11 protein-coding genes are annotated in these 13,940 nt (G+C 69.6%); 2 read left to right on the top strand and 9 right to left on the bottom strand.

What is annotated here, in order from left to right:
• The first annotated feature begins 34 nt into the window (after nt 1-34).
• Both rfbA and CLT72_RS28580 read left to right on the top strand, forming a co-directional pair.
• On the top strand, nt 35-922 hold the full coding sequence (gene rfbA / locus CLT72_RS28585; protein WP_101414393.1) for a glucose-1-phosphate thymidylyltransferase RfbA: 888 nt from the start codon (nt 35-37) through the stop codon (nt 920-922).
• Nucleotides 919-1,542: a dTDP-4-dehydrorhamnose 3,5-epimerase family protein gene (locus CLT72_RS28580; RefSeq protein WP_101414392.1), complete on the top strand. Its 624-nt coding sequence runs from the start codon at nt 919-921 to the stop codon at nt 1,540-1,542. The genes rfbA and CLT72_RS28580 overlap by 4 nt, the downstream gene beginning before the upstream one ends.
• Nucleotides 1,543-1,703: 161 nt before the next feature.
• Here the strand turns inward: CLT72_RS28580 and CLT72_RS28575 are convergent, their stop codons facing one another.
• The 9 genes from CLT72_RS28575 to CLT72_RS28535 all read right to left on the bottom strand — a co-directional run bounded on the left by CLT72_RS28575 (nt 1,704) and on the right by CLT72_RS28535 (nt 13,771).
• The gene (locus CLT72_RS28575) at nt 1,704-2,963 is read right to left on the bottom strand and encodes a DUF1501 domain-containing protein (protein ID WP_101414391.1); all 1,260 of its coding nucleotides are present in this window, start codon (nt 2,961-2,963) and stop codon (nt 1,704-1,706) included.
• Nucleotide 2,964: 1 nt separating this feature from the next.
• Nucleotides 2,965-4,230 carry a DUF1800 domain-containing protein gene (locus tag CLT72_RS28570; RefSeq protein WP_101414390.1) on the bottom strand — a complete coding sequence of 422 codons (1,266 nt, stop codon included), beginning with the start codon at nt 4,228-4,230 and terminating at the stop codon, nt 2,965-2,967.
• A gap of 166 nt (nt 4,231-4,396) precedes the next feature.
• Entirely contained in the window at nt 4,397-6,541 is a 2,145-nt protein-coding gene (locus tag CLT72_RS28565) for a S8 family serine peptidase (RefSeq protein ID WP_101414389.1), read from the bottom strand.
• A 270-nt stretch (nt 6,542-6,811) separates the two neighbouring features.
• Nucleotides 6,812-7,984: a glycosyltransferase family 4 protein gene (locus CLT72_RS28560; protein ID WP_144082349.1), complete on the bottom strand. Its 1,173-nt coding sequence runs from the start codon at nt 7,982-7,984 to the stop codon at nt 6,812-6,814.
• Nucleotides 7,981-8,811: a glycosyltransferase family 2 protein gene (locus tag CLT72_RS28555; protein WP_158242083.1), complete on the bottom strand. Its 831-nt coding sequence runs from the start codon at nt 8,809-8,811 to the stop codon at nt 7,981-7,983. Before CLT72_RS28555 ends, CLT72_RS28560 begins: the two co-directional genes overlap by 4 nt.
• Nucleotides 8,808-9,959, bottom strand: coding sequence for a glycosyltransferase (locus CLT72_RS28550; RefSeq protein WP_101414386.1), 1,152 nt, complete (start codon nt 9,957-9,959; stop codon nt 8,808-8,810). Before CLT72_RS28550 ends, CLT72_RS28555 begins: the two co-directional genes overlap by 4 nt.
• Nucleotides 9,959-11,068 carry a polysaccharide pyruvyl transferase family protein gene (locus CLT72_RS28545; protein WP_158242082.1) on the bottom strand — a complete coding sequence of 370 codons (1,110 nt, stop codon included), beginning with the start codon at nt 11,066-11,068 and terminating at the stop codon, nt 9,959-9,961. The genes CLT72_RS28550 and CLT72_RS28545 overlap by 1 nt, the downstream gene beginning before the upstream one ends.
• Nucleotides 11,065-12,504, bottom strand: a complete 1,440-nt coding sequence (locus CLT72_RS31730) for an oligosaccharide flippase family protein (RefSeq protein ID WP_358168295.1) — start codon at nt 12,502-12,504, stop codon at nt 11,065-11,067. The genes CLT72_RS28545 and CLT72_RS31730 overlap by 4 nt, the downstream gene beginning before the upstream one ends.
• Nucleotides 12,491-13,771, bottom strand: a complete 1,281-nt coding sequence (locus CLT72_RS28535) for an O-antigen ligase family protein (RefSeq protein WP_101414383.1) — start codon at nt 13,769-13,771, stop codon at nt 12,491-12,493. Before CLT72_RS28535 ends, CLT72_RS31730 begins: the two co-directional genes overlap by 14 nt.
• Between the last annotated feature and the right edge of the window lie 169 nt (nt 13,772-13,940).

Genomic DNA, 13,940 nt, shown 5'->3' with positions numbered 1-13,940 from the left:
CTCACGCGCCCCCCGGTGCGGGTAGTCTCCCCCGGTGCGCGGAATCCTTCTCGCCGGTGGCACCGGGTCCCGGTTGTGGCCGATCACCCGTGCCGTGTCGAAGCAGCTGATGCCGGTGTTCGACAAGCCGATGGTGTACTACCCGCTCTCCACCCTGATCATGGCGGAGGTGCGGGAGATCCTGATCATCACCACGCCGGAGGACCAGTCCCAGTTCCAGCGGCTGCTCGGTGACGGCAGCCAGTGGGGTCTGCGGCTGGAGTACCGCACGCAGGCCCGCCCGGAGGGCATCGCGCAGGCGTTCATCCTGGGCGCGGACTTCATCGGCGACGAGTCGGTGGCCCTCATCCTCGGCGACAACATCTTCCACGGCGTCGGCCTGGGCCGGCAGCTTCCCGGCCACGGCGACCTGGTCGGTGGGCGGATCTTCGCCTACCCGGTGGCCAACCCCGGCGAGTACGGGGTGGTCGACTTCGACCCGGCCGGGCGCGTGCTGTCGATCGAGGAGAAGCCCGCCCGCCCCAGGTCCCGCTACGCCGTGCCCGGCCTCTACTTCTACGACAACCGCGTGGTGGACATCGCCGGCAAGCTGACCCCCAGCGCCCGTGGCGAACTGGAGATCACGGCGGTCAACGAGACCTACCGCGAATGGGGCGAGCTGTCGGTGACGGTGCTGGACCGGGGCACCGCCTGGCTCGACACCGGCACCTTCACCTCGATGATGCAGGCCGCCGAGTTCGTGCGGGTCATCGAGGAACGCCAGGGCCTGAAGATCGGCTGCGTCGAGGAGGTCGCCTGGCGGGCCGGCCTGATCGACGACCACCACCTCCGCACGCTCGCCCAGTCCCTGAGCAAGAGCGGATACGGCGACTATCTGCTCGGCCTGCTCGCCGAACGCCAGCCGGGGGAGACCGTCCGATGAAGATGCGACCGCTGAGCATCGACGGGGCCTGGGAGGTCAACCCGCAGCAGCACGGCGACCCACGCGGGCTGTTCATGGAGTGGTACCGCTTCGACCAGCTCGCTGCCGCGGTCGGGCGTCCGCTCCGGCTCGCCCAGGCCAACCTGTCGATCTCCGCGCGCGGCGTGGTCCGCGGCATCCACTTCGCCGACGTGCCGCCCGGCCAGGCCAAGTACGTGACCTGCGTACGCGGTGCCGTCATGGACGTGGTCGTGGACATCCGCGTAGGCTCGCCGACCTTCGCGCAGTGGGAGGCGGTACGCCTCGACGACGTCGACCGGCGCGCCGTCTACATCGGCGAGGGGCTGGGCCACGGCTTCTGCGCCCTCACCGACGACGCCACCCTGAGCTACCTCTGCTCCACCACGTACAACCCCACCGCGGAGCACACCGTGCACCCCCTCGACCCCGAACTGGCGATCGACTGGCCGGCGGAGTCACCGCAGTTGTCGGCCCGGGACGCAGCCGCGCCGAGCCTGGCCCGGGCGCGGGAATCGGGACTGCTGCCGGACTACCAGACCTGTCGCGCGTTCACCGCCAGCCAGCGGATGGGAGCTGACCCCGCCTGCGGCGGACGATAGCCGCTTCCGCCCTTACGGTGACCGGCGTCCCTGGCGGGTGGGCGGGCCAGTGTGCGGCGTTGCCCCGAGGGTGAGGATCATCCCCGGACCGGTGGGCCGGCCGACGGCGGGGCCGGAGCCCGTCGCCGCGCGCCCGGCAGGGCGCTCACCAGGGCCGGGTCTCAGTCGCGCGGGAGGAGCGGCAGCATCTTCGGCTCGTACCCGCCGAGATAGCGTGCCGGGTCCGCATCCAACACCGAGGCCAGCAGCGTGCCGAAGACGTCTCGGAAGTCCGTCGTCGCCTTGAGGTCGCCGTCGTCCAGGTCGGTCAGGCTCGGCTGCTCCCCGTAGAGTCCGCCCGCGACCTGAGGACCCAGAACGAAGACGGGCCCGGCGGTTCCGTGGTCGGTGCCGTCGGAGGCGTTCGCGCGAACCCGCCGACCAAACTCGCTGTAGACGACCACGGACACCCGCTGACCGGCCTCGGTCTGCGCCAGCCGGCCCGCGAAGCTGGTCAGCGCCTGGTCGAGCTGGCGCAACAGCAGCTCGTGGCCGGGCCTCTCCGCCGCGTGCGTGTCGAAGCCACCGAGGCTCACCGAATACACGCGGGTGGGGACCCCGGCTTCGACGCACTGAGCCACCCGGGAGAGCTGTTCGGACAGGATGTTCGCCCCGCCCGTGCCCGTTGCCGCGATGTCCGGTTCGGCGGGGACGTCCGCCCGGGCGTCCACCCCTTCGGCATCCCGGATGAGCTGGTCGATCTTGATGAGGTTCGCATAGGCGTCCGCAGCCCGTGCCTGCATCTCGGATTCGTCCGGCTCCCGCCGCCCGAGCACCCCGATCATGTCGGTGGTGACCCCGGGCGGCAACTTGAGCCCACCGATACTCACACAGGCTCCGGTGCGGGTCTCTCCCACGAGCAGGGGCGGGAGCATGGGCTCGAAGCTCACCGCGGCCTCCGGCGCGGCCTTGATGCCGTCCAACCATCGACCGATCCAGCCGGAGGTGGCCGGACCGCTCGGTGAGGCGGTCTGCCAGATGTCCATGGACCGGAAATGACTACGGTCCGGTTTGGGATAGCCGGCCCCGAGGACGACAGCCAGGCGCTGCCCGCTCCACAGTCGACTCAGGCCCTTCATCACCGGATTGAACCCGAGCGAGTCGTCGATCCGAAGCACCCGGTCAGGCTCGTAGGCCAGCTCGGGTCGGGCCGCGTAGTACGCCGGGTCCGCGTAGGGGACGACCGTGTTGAGCCCGTCGTTGCCGCCGTACAGCGTGACGACGACCAGCTTGCGTGCCTTCCGGTGATCTTCGCTGGCAGACGCGTCGCTCGCGGTCCGCAGGAGCTCCGCCAGGCCCAGACCCCCTACCCCGGCGGCGATGGCGCTGCCGCCGACGACGCCGGAGGCCAGGAGAAACCTGCGCCGGGTCAATGCGTCCATGTCACGTCACCAGATATTCCGGACTGGCCAACCCGAGGGTCAGCAGACGCTGCGGATCGGTGGTGCCCTTCAGGGCCGCGTACGTCCTGTTGGTCCACGTCTCGATGGCCAGGACGTGCGCCACGCCTTCCGGAGTCAGCCGCTGGGCCGGGACCAGCTGGGCGATCCGACCGGCGAGGTTCAGGCGGACCTGCGCCGCCCCGACCGTCAGCCACTCCGCTCCGGCCGCCCACCCCTCAACGCTCGGGGGTGCGAACGGCAGCTGCCCCAGTCGCTCCAGGGCGTTGAGGGCGTACGTCAGCATATCGTCGGACAGCCTCCCCGGCCGCAGACCCAACTGCCGCATCGCGCCGACGAACCACTCCGTCGGCTGCTTCACCAGCCTGCCGGCGCTGGCCTGGAACGCGTCGTCCTCGAAGAGCTTCCGCAGCATCGCCATCGAGTCCGGGAACGCACGAACCATGTTGTCGCGGGTGGACATCGGGAGCAGGTCGGCCGACGAGGCGTACCGGAACCACAACCGCTCGGCGATGAACCCCGGGCAGGCCTCGTGCCCGAGCAGCAGATCCACCAGCGAGTGGGCATCGAAGTCTTTCGTGACACCGAGGATGCTCTTCCTGCCGCCGTCGTGTGAGGCAGGACTGAAGTACGCGCGCCCGCTGTCGTAGTCGATCTTCCAGCCGGTCAGCGCGCGGCCCGCCTCCTTCACGTCCCGTTCGGTGTACCTGCCGATGCCGAGCATGAAGAGTTCCATCAACTCGCGGCCGAGATTCTCGTTGGGCGCGGTCCGCGTGTTGAGTTGCCCGTCGAGCCAGTAGATGAGCGCCGGGTCGGTGATCATCCGGTGTGCCATCGTCGCGAAGTCGAGCGAGCTGCGCAGCGTCCTGTGCTGCTGGAGCATCAGTTGCGGGCGGATCACCTTCCGGACCGAGGTGGCCCAGTGCCCGTGCCAGAAGAACCACAGCTTCTCGCGGGTCTGGTGGTCTGCGACAGTGAGGCGGTCCAGCCACCACTGGGTGATCCGCTTCGTCTGCTGCCGCCGCTCCTCGTCCCCCTTGCTCCGCTGACTGGGAGTGGGGTTCGACAACCCGGCGAAGGGATCCGGGCCGAGTCCCGGCACGGGGGCCTTCAGGGCACCCACGTCCGGCGCTGTCGGCGCTGTCAGGGCGGCGACCGTTGCCTCGTAGCCTGCCTTCTTCGCGGCAGCCAGCTCGGCGGACGTGGGACCGAAGCCGGCGCGGCGAAGGAGCAACGAGGCGTCGGCCATGCAGCAAATGTATGCGAAGCCCGTGGTGCGGGCGGACCCCGGGGCCCGGCACCAGCCGGTCGCGCCCGGAGGGTCGCCGTGACGCGATGGGCCGCCGAGACGCGCATCGCACGTGTCTCGGCGGCCCACTGGATCCGTCGCGTCAGGACGGGCCCTCAGTCGCTGATCAGCCGACCTTCAGGACCTCGTAGGTGAACATCGTCGAGGCGCCCGGATCGGCCACGGTCGGATCGAAGTTCGCGATCAGCGCCGAGTTGCCGCTGTTCGGTGCCTGCACCAGGTTGTAGTTGGTCTGGGACTGGAACAGCAGGTTGCCGTCACCCCAGTGGAAAAGCCAGAAGGACTGCGCCGTGCCGATCGCGGTGGCGTTGGCGATGAGCGGCTGGGTGCCGCCCGACGGCGCGCTGACGAAGCGCTTGTTGACGTGCGAGCGGAAGGCGACAGCGTCGCCGCCCATGTCGAGCATGTCGAACTTCTGCCAGTCGCTGGTCGCGGTGGTGGAGTTGGCGATCAGGGGGCTCCTGCCGGCCTCCGCCGCCGTCACGAACTTGCCGTTGACGGTTGCTCGCAGCACGACGACCGCAGCGGGTGAGGCCCAGATGAACTTCTCGGCCACACCGATGGTGGTGGCGTTGTTGATCAGTGGCAGGGAGCCACTGGACGGGGCGGTGACGTACATGCCGTTGATCTTGGCAATCAGGCTGGTGGTGCCGTCGCCGTTCATGACGACCTGGAACCGCTGGGCGTCGGTGATGGTGCTGCTGTTGGCGTACAGCGCGGCGGTGCCGCCGGCGGTGGCGGTGACGTGCTTTCCGTTGGCCCAGGACGCGAGCGCGATGTAGCCGCTGCCGGCGTCGATCACGGTGAACTTCTCCGAGTCACCCATCTGGTTCATGGGCTGGGTGGGGGTCAGCGGCTGGGTGCCGCCGGCGCCGACCGAGACGTTCTTGCCGTTGGTCAGGGACCGTAGGCCGGTGACCTGCGGCACGGCGGTGGTGCCGATGCGCAGCATCACGTCGCTGGTGTTGTAGGCGGCGGTGTTCCGCACGACCCGTCGGGTGCCGCCGTAGACGATGACGTTACGCACCTGGGTGGGCGCCCAGGACGGGTTCGCCGACAGCAGCAGCGCGGCGGCGCCGGCGACGTGTGGGCTGGCCATCGAGGTGCCGCTGTACTTGCCGATCGCGGTGTCGCTGGTGATTACCGAGGACGGGATGTGGTGCCCCGGCGCGTGGATGTCCACGCACGGCCCGTAATTGGAGAACGAGGCACGGAAGTCGACCTCGTCCGTGGCGCCCACCGTGATCGCCGAGGCCGCGCGGGCCGGCGAGTACGAGCAGGCGTCGTCCTGGCTGTTGCCGGCGGCGACGGCGTAGGTGATCCCGGAGGCGATGGACGCCTCCACCGCGGCGTCGATCGCGGGGCTGCCCCCGCCGCCGAGGCTCATGTTCGCCACCGCCGGCTTCACCGCGTTCGCCGTGACCCACTCGATGCCGGCGATGACACCGGCCTCCGTGCCGCCGCCGTCGCAGTCGAGCACCCGCACGCCGACCAGCTTCACTTCCTTGGCCACACCGTAGTTGGTGCCACCGATGGTGCCCGCGACGTGCGTGCCGTGCCCGTCGCAGTCGTTCGCGATCGGGTCGTTGTCGACGAAGTCGTAGCCGTGGCTGGCCCGCCCGCCGAACTCCTGGTGCGTGATCCGGATGCCGCTGTCGATGACGTAGGCGTGCACGTTGCTCGCCGTGTTCGGGTACGTGTACCGCTTGTTCATCGGCGCGAAGATCTGGTCCAGCCGGTCCAGCCCCCACGACGGCGTGTTCAACTGGGTGTCGCTCTTGGACACCTTGCGGTTCTGCTTGACGTAGGCCACCTCGGGGCTGGCGGCCAGCCGCTTCGCCTGCGCCTCGTTCATGCGCGCCGCGAAACCCCGGATCGTGCGCGTGTACGTACGCGACACCGTGCCGCCGTACCGCTTGGTCAACGCGGTGGCGTTCGCACCGACCTGGGCCGGCGTGGCCTTGCCGTCCTTGAACACCACGATGTAACTGTCCTTGATGGCCCCCATGTCGGCGGCACCCAGGATTCCCGCAACCTTCTTGTCGTCCGGCGGAGCCGCGGACGCGGCACCCCCGCCGGACACGGTTGCCGCGGTCGCGACAGCGGCGAGCGCGAGCCCCGCCACAACCGACCGACAAGTTCGACGAACTTGAAACACGCCAGACTCCCCGTGGGATGAACGTCCACCGTTGACAATGGACAGCGTTGCCCTTCGGCACAGACGCAGCCCATCTTCGTCGATCAACGTCATCGGCGGCTCAGCCGTTCGTACTAACTGGTGGCGAATGCCAAGGGGGTGCGCCGCCGCCCCTATTACCAAGTGGCGGACGAAGACGACGGGTGATTACCACCGAGCTCGACTCAAAAATGCGCGCGGCCTGCCTATTGCTCGCGCAACCGGTACCGACAACTCACCTTGGCAGGTCGCCGATCGGTACCACGATCGCGGCCGGATGCCGCGCGCCGGCGGGCCTGGGCCCGCCGGCGCGCAGCGTCGTCATCCAGCGTCCGCTGGCTCGGCTCACCGGCCGGGCGCGCCGTCCATCCGCGCGCCGGTGGACAGCGAGGCGTACGCCGCCTGCAACTGCAGGCGAACCGCCGCCGAGCTGTGGTGTGCCGCCACCCACTCCCGTCCGTTGGCGGCCAGTCGCGCGGCGGTCTCGGGCGCGGACAGCAGCCCACTGACCGCCTCGATCCAGCCAGCCCTGTCGTCGGCGACGCGGACGTGGACACCGTCCGCCACACCCGCCCGGTCGGCCACCATGCTGGTCGTCACGCTCGGAACTCCGGCCGACATCGCCTGGATGAGCTTCAGCTGGACGCCGGTACCCCGGAAGATCGGCGCGATGGCGACGGCAGCATCCGTGTAGTGGGGCTCGACCGCGGGCGCGTTGGCGTGGAGTTCGATGCCGTTCCCGACCAGTTCCTGGACCGCCTTGGGCGGGTCCGTGCCGACGATCCGGAGCCGGGCGTCCGGGACGGCGTCACGGATGCCCTGCCAGCACTCACGCACGAACCACATCAGGCCGTTGACGTTCGCCTCGTAGCTGAGCCGACCGACGAACAGCACCGTCGGCGCGATCGGGCCCGCCTGCCGCTGCACGGAGAAGTCGCAGGGGCTCCTGACGAGGAAGGTGTTGGGTCGCTCCTGGCCGGGCAGGGACGGAGCGGAGAGCATCAGGGGAACCCCCATGCTGACCAACTTGTCCTCCCGGGCCCGCATCCGGGGTGCCTCCACGCGGCCCAACGCCCGCCAGGCGGGGCTGGGCCCGTGCGAGGCGAGCTGCTCGTAGTACTCGCTGCGGAACTCGTCCAGGTCGACGATGACCGGCGTCGAGCCACAGGCCTCGACCAGGTGGACGGTACGGAAGACATTGAGGTGCACGACGTCCGGCTGGAAGTCGTCCAACTCCCGCCGCAACGCGTCGGTGAGCGCCTTCGGGCTCGCGTAACCCGTCTGCAACGAGACCCCGGTGCCGAGTGCCCGCGCGGAGCGCAGCATGGAACCGACGCGTGGGTTGGGGACGAGGGTGCGCTCCTTGACCGGCAGAAGCTCCGCCAGCCGCGCCTCTTCCTCGTCGTGCACCAGCCCCAGGAAGCGGACATCATGCTCGGCGGCGAGCATCTCCAGGATCACGAGGCTGCGCGGGCGGACCGATGCCGGGATCCACGGCGCCACAAACAGAATCTTCAAATCGGCAGCCTCCTCAGGGCGGACGCGAGGAGTCGCTGACCCCGCGTGCCATGCTTCGCGAAATAGACATACATGCCGGACCGGTACAGGGGATTCTTGCCGACCGCACCGGTGCTGGTGCTCTCCTTGTGTTCGGCGACACTCGTCCCGACCGACGCGACGCCCCAGCCACTGGCGCGCAATTGCGTGCACAGGTCGACGTCCTCGTAGTAGAGGAAGAAGCTGGGGTCGAACCCGCCGATGGATCGGAACGCCTCACCTCGTACGAGCATGCAGAACCCGGACACCCAGGCGGTTTCGCGCACCTGGCCGGTCGGTTCGACATCGAGATAGTCGAGCATCTGGAACTTCTTGCGCAAGGGCGTCGCCCGAGCCAGATACTGCTTCAGTCGCCTCGGCACGAGATGGTCGACCTTCAGCGCCGCCAGCCATTCCTTCGCGATGCTCGGCTCGGGCCCCGCCGAGATTCCGAAGCGCCCGTCCGGGTATCGCATCAGCGGCGCGACCACACCCAGCTTCGGGTCGGCCCGCAGTGCCTCCACGAGGTGCGCGAAGGACTCGGGGTTGATGTGGCAGTCGGGGTTGAGAAGGAAGTAGGCGTCAGCGCCGGGGAGGGTCTCCGCCGCGGCGTTGATCGCCTTGCCGAAGCCCACGTTCGGCAGCGAGATGACCTGATACCCGAAGGATTTCGCGACCTCGACGCTGTCGTCCGTCGAGGAGTTGTCCACGACCACGACGTGGTCCACCGGCAGGGCGCCCAGGCAGCCCAGACTCTGGGGAAGCTCCCGTGCCGAGTTGTAGGAGACGATGATGGCTGCGATTTTCACTGTCGACTCGCAATCCCGTAGGCGTCGAGGTACGAGCGAACCGTGTCGTCCCAACGGAACGTCCGTTCGATGTGTGCGCGGGCACGCCGACCACGCCGTGCCGCGTCGTCGGGTGATTCGACTGCGGCCCGGACCGCCGCCGCGATCTCGTCGGCAGTCGACGCGGTGTACAGCATGGAGGCGTCACCGCGTACCGACGCGGCCGGCCCCTCCGACGTGATGACGGGACAGCCGAGGGCCATGGCGTGTGCCACCTTCATGAGCACTCCGCCGCCCACGATCGACGGCACGACGACGGCGTGGGCGTCGAGCATCTCCGACCGGAGGTCGGGCACCGCACCCGTCACCACCACCCTGCTGTCGCCCTCGCCGAGGCCGACCACGTCGGCGGAGGGCTCCGCCCCGACGATCCTGAGTTCCGCTTGCGGCAGGCTCTGCCACACCAGCGGCATCACCTCACGCGCGAGGAACTGGGCGACGAGTGCGTTCGCGCGTCGCCACATCGCCCCGGCGAACACCAGTCGCGGTCGCTCCGTCGCTGGCGGCGGCGACCAGGACCGGTCACCGACGTGGATTCCCGGCCGGGCGAGCACGGTGTTCGGGTTGCGTGCGGCGGCGACCGCGAAGTCGGCGTCGGACAGGGTGATGACGGCGTCCGCCTGGCGGATCGCGGCGCGTTCGAACCGTCGCGTCCGAAGCAGCTCGACGAGACGGTACGGCCGTTCCAGGCCGGACGACGCCCGGTAGGACTCCAGCATCACCTTCTCGGTGATGTCGTGCAGGCCCAGCACCGACGCGGGGCTGGTCCCGACGACCTCGGCGGACTGCAGATACTCCGAGTGCACGACGTCAGGCCGGATCCGGCGGATGAGCTCGGCGGCCTCCCTGGTCGCTTCTCGGGGCCACGCCTGGCGGAGCCATGCCGGTTCCAGGCGGAGACGGTCCCGGTGGCTCGGACGAGCGGTGACCGTGGCGGGCAACAACGTGTACTTCAGGTCGTCCGGCTCCGTGGGCGCCGTGTGCTCCGGCGAGTAGACGAAGAGGTCGACCTGCTCAGCCAACCGCGGTGTGAGCTGCACGATCGTGTCGGCCGCAGCATGGTAGTGGTGCGCGTTGGGCGCGAACGGGGTGAGCAGGAGGACGCGCATCAGCCCAGCCGCTTCACGAGCGCCGTGACGAACCCTTGCGCGATGCGCCCCTGGGCGGCGACCCGCTGGGCGGCCTCCCGGAACTGCTCGGTGGACGCGGCAGCCGCGGTCGCCGTGCGGTAGAGCGTCTCGGCGTCGACGTCCGGTGGCACCAGGAACTCGCGGAGCCCCAGGTCGACGAAGGCGTCATGGACCTTCCGCTCGTACGCGATCGCCACCGTCGGAACGCCGATCGCCACGGCGAGGAGTGCGGCATGCAGGCGGGTGCCGAGGACGAGCTGGTTCGTCGCGAGCGACTGCAACCAGTCGCGGAGCGCTCCGACGAGAGGTCGGCTGCCGTCCAACGGGGTGGAGTCCAGGTCCAGAAGGTCGCGGAAGGCGCGCTCGTAGATGACGCGGTCGTCCTCGCCGTGTGCTCCCCGGCCGAAGGCCATCGGAAGGAAGGTGCCCGACCATCCCTCCTGGCGGAGCCGACCGGCGCATCCGGAGGTCGCCGCCAGCAGTGAGCCCTCGAGGTCGGGCGCGAGCGGTCGCATCGACAGCGCGAAGCGGCGGCCGGAATCGGCCCGGTCCAGCTCGGGCAGCGGCAGGGTGTACGCCATGTCGCCGATGACCTCTGCGCCGGAGCCGAAGTGCGACGCGGTCCGCTCGTCGCGCACACCCACCGCGACACAGGATGCGCCGATGATACGGAGCACCTGACGACCGAACGGCGTTCCGCCCTCGCGTACGCCGACGCCGACCGTGGCGACGGGCGTTCCCGCCAACTTGGCCATCGCGATGATCCGGGCGAACATCGGCAGGGTGCCGGGCCAGGACAGGTTGGGGGAACGCTCCTGGAAGACCGTTCCAGGGCCGAGCAGGAGCAGTTGACACGACTTGATCGCGCGCTGCACCGCGACCTGACGCTCGGAGGCACCACGAGCCCGCAGTACGGGCATGTGCTCCGTCTGCACGCCGTGAAGTTCGGCGACCCGGTCCGGGTTGGGGCAGAAGACCACGAAGGACGCGTTCTCCTTGACCTCGCGGACGCAGGTGATGAGCGAGTGGAGGAGGATCTCGTCTCCGAGATTGTCCGATCCGAACCACCCGACTATTCCGACCCTCACATGTCCTCCGTCGTTGCGGCCCGCAGTTTGCCTGCGGCCCTCCGTTGTCTCACAAATCTGACGGTAGCCAGAGCAAGGATGACGCCCCCGAGAGTGGCGGACGCCGAGGCGGATCCCATCACGGTCAGCAGTCCGGCGAGCGCCCATGCCGCCGCTGCCACATGTCCGAACGAGATGAGGACCGGCCACACCAGTTCCCGGATCCGCAGGAACCACAGCAGCGACCCGGCCACGACAAGCTCGTTCAACACCATCGCGCAGGCGGCGCCGTAGGCGCCGTACCTGCCGTCGAGGGCAAGGTTGAATCCCACGCTGCCGCAGATGCTCAGTACGAGCACCACCAACCGGCTGGCGGCACGGCCCCGGGCAAGCAGGATGGCGGACAGACCGAAGTTGGCGAATCGCAGTGCGAGGAACAGGGTGAGCACCATCGCGAGCTCCGGGATGTTCCCCGCCTGGTCACCGAACAGCACCACGGTCGCGATGGGAAGGCCGACGAACATGGCGCCGGCGGCGCCCTGACCCGCGAGCCCGAAGAACTGGAAGATCGTGAGCGGGTCGTTCGCCTGGGCGGTCCCGGAAGTCCCCTTCGGCGCGGCATAGGCGAGGGCGCCGAGGCCCATGGACGCCGCGACCTGGACCGCCGGTCCGATGATGGCCGCGGCCGAGACGTACTCTCCGACTTCCACGGCGGTGACGAAGAACGCGAGGATGAAGACGTCGCCGCGGAAGTAGAAGAGACCGAGCAGGTCGGAGGCGAAGTACGGCAGCGCCAGCCTGATGTGCTGGGCCGAGCGGACCCCCCGGGAGGCGCGCAGCGACGGCAGGATCCGCACGACGAGAACCGCGGCCGTCGACCGGAGGACGGACGTCACCAGGAAGTAGACGGCGGCGTCACCGAGGGTGAGCCCGTCCATCAGCCACACGTCGATGGCGCACGCGCCGACGAGCAGGAGGCCGGTGGAGGTGTTCGTGAGCGGTTCGAGCCAGGCCGAACGCGTGCCTCGGATGAGGACCCACGCCGTCTCGTTCCACTGTTCGAAGAGGCTGGCGACGAAGACCAGGAAGAAGGCGAGCTGCGCTTCCGGGGGAAGGAGCACGCCGATCACCACGTAGGCGACGGCGGCGGCCGACATCAGCACGACGAAACGGCCGCCGTGGATCCGGGCGACCACGGGCGGCGAGACCGACCCCGCGGCGGCCTCCCTGGTCAGGTAGGTCGGCAGGCCGAGGGAGAGCGCGGCGGCGGCGAAGGACGCGGAAAGCGTGGCCATCCCGTAGAAGCCGACGGCCTCGACGCCGGCACCCCTGGTCAGCAGCGCCATGACCACCAGGGTGGTGAACCGCGTGGCCAGGGTGGAGAGCCCCAGCAGGCCCGACACGACCGTCAGAGACGTGCGCCGCCCCGCCGGCGCCCTGGCCTCAGTCGCGACCATTGCCAGTCGCAACCGCCGAGAACCGCGTCCGGGCATGGAAGTAGCCCGCCACGAGCGCCAGCATCAGAAGATAGGGTCCCTGCATCAGGCCCCAGCCCGTCATACCGACAAGGACGAGAGCCGGCAGAGCGCTGACCAGGACCCTGGGTGCCAGTTCCGAGGTCCGCGTACGAAAGACGGCGCGGATGGCCGCCGTCGCGGTCCGCACGAACGGCAGCCAGAGGAGCAGCGCGCCGACGATGCCCACCTCGGCGGCACTGAGCAGCAACACGTTGTGTACGGGCACGCCGCTCGCGGTGAGCGGATCCGAGGCGCCGACGACGGCGACGTAGCTGTTGGGTCCCACCCCGGCCCACGGATGCGCGCGGATCGCGTCCGCCGCGACCGCAAGGAGGTGTCGCCGGGAGCCCCCACCGGGGTCCGTCATGAATCGCTCGATCAGCCACGGCAGCGACGCCACGCCGAGCACCCCGGTAAGGCCGACGACCACGAAGTACTTCTTCTGCCACCGCCCGGTCATCAGCTCGAGCAACATGAAGATCAGGATCATGGAGACCACGGCTGCGAGAACCGTGCGACTCTGGGTGAGGGACACGCCGATGAGGACGACACCGAGCGTCGTCCAGGCCACCCATCGTTCCCGCACCGTCCGCTGCGGCAGCGTCAGCGCGCACAGGCCGCAGAAGAACAACAGCTTCGCCAGCTCGCCAGGATGGCTCGTCAGGCCCGTGGCGCGCCCGAGCACGTCGAGCGCCTGTTGGCCGGAGACGCGTCGCAGCGGAAAACCGAGGACTGCGGCGGTGATCGCGAAGAGTTGAAGCCACGCCACGGCCGCGAACGCCCAGAGCAGGACCGAGTGCCGCCGGTCCGCGCGCTCGGCCGTGGCCCCGACGGCGAACACGATCGCCGCCAGGCAGAAGTGCAGCAGGCCGCTCACGGTACGCAGGGACGCGTCCCAGTGGACCGCGGCGAACAGGGCCAGCCACCCGAGGAACGGCACCCACAGCAGGAGGGCGCGGACGAATCGACGACGCGTGTGCATCATGACCAGCACGAACGCCACAGCGATCGCGATGGTGTACGAGTAGAGCGTCGGCGTTCCCGTCGACACACCGGCGTAGATGACGACATCGGCGGGAGCGAGGGCGATCGGCACCAGTCCGAGTGTCGCCACCAGGAGCGCCAATGCGGCGACGATGCGCTGATCCGGATCGGAGCGCAGCCCTGCGGCGATCGACCGGCCGGCCCGGATCAGCTGGACGACCACGCTCGGGGCCCGGTGGCGGCCCGGCCCACGGGCTCCGCGGCTCTCGCCGCCCGGGCCGGCAGCCGGGTCGGCGTGTGTCCGGACTGGCTCCCGACCGCCGCTGCGCCATGTCGCCGGGGCATGGCGTGGATCACCCTGGGGATGACCGCTGGCCGTACCGGTGAACATG

This window comes from Micromonospora sp. CNZ309 (assembly GCF_002846525.1).
This window is presented reverse-complemented; position numbering and strand designations above follow the sequence as displayed.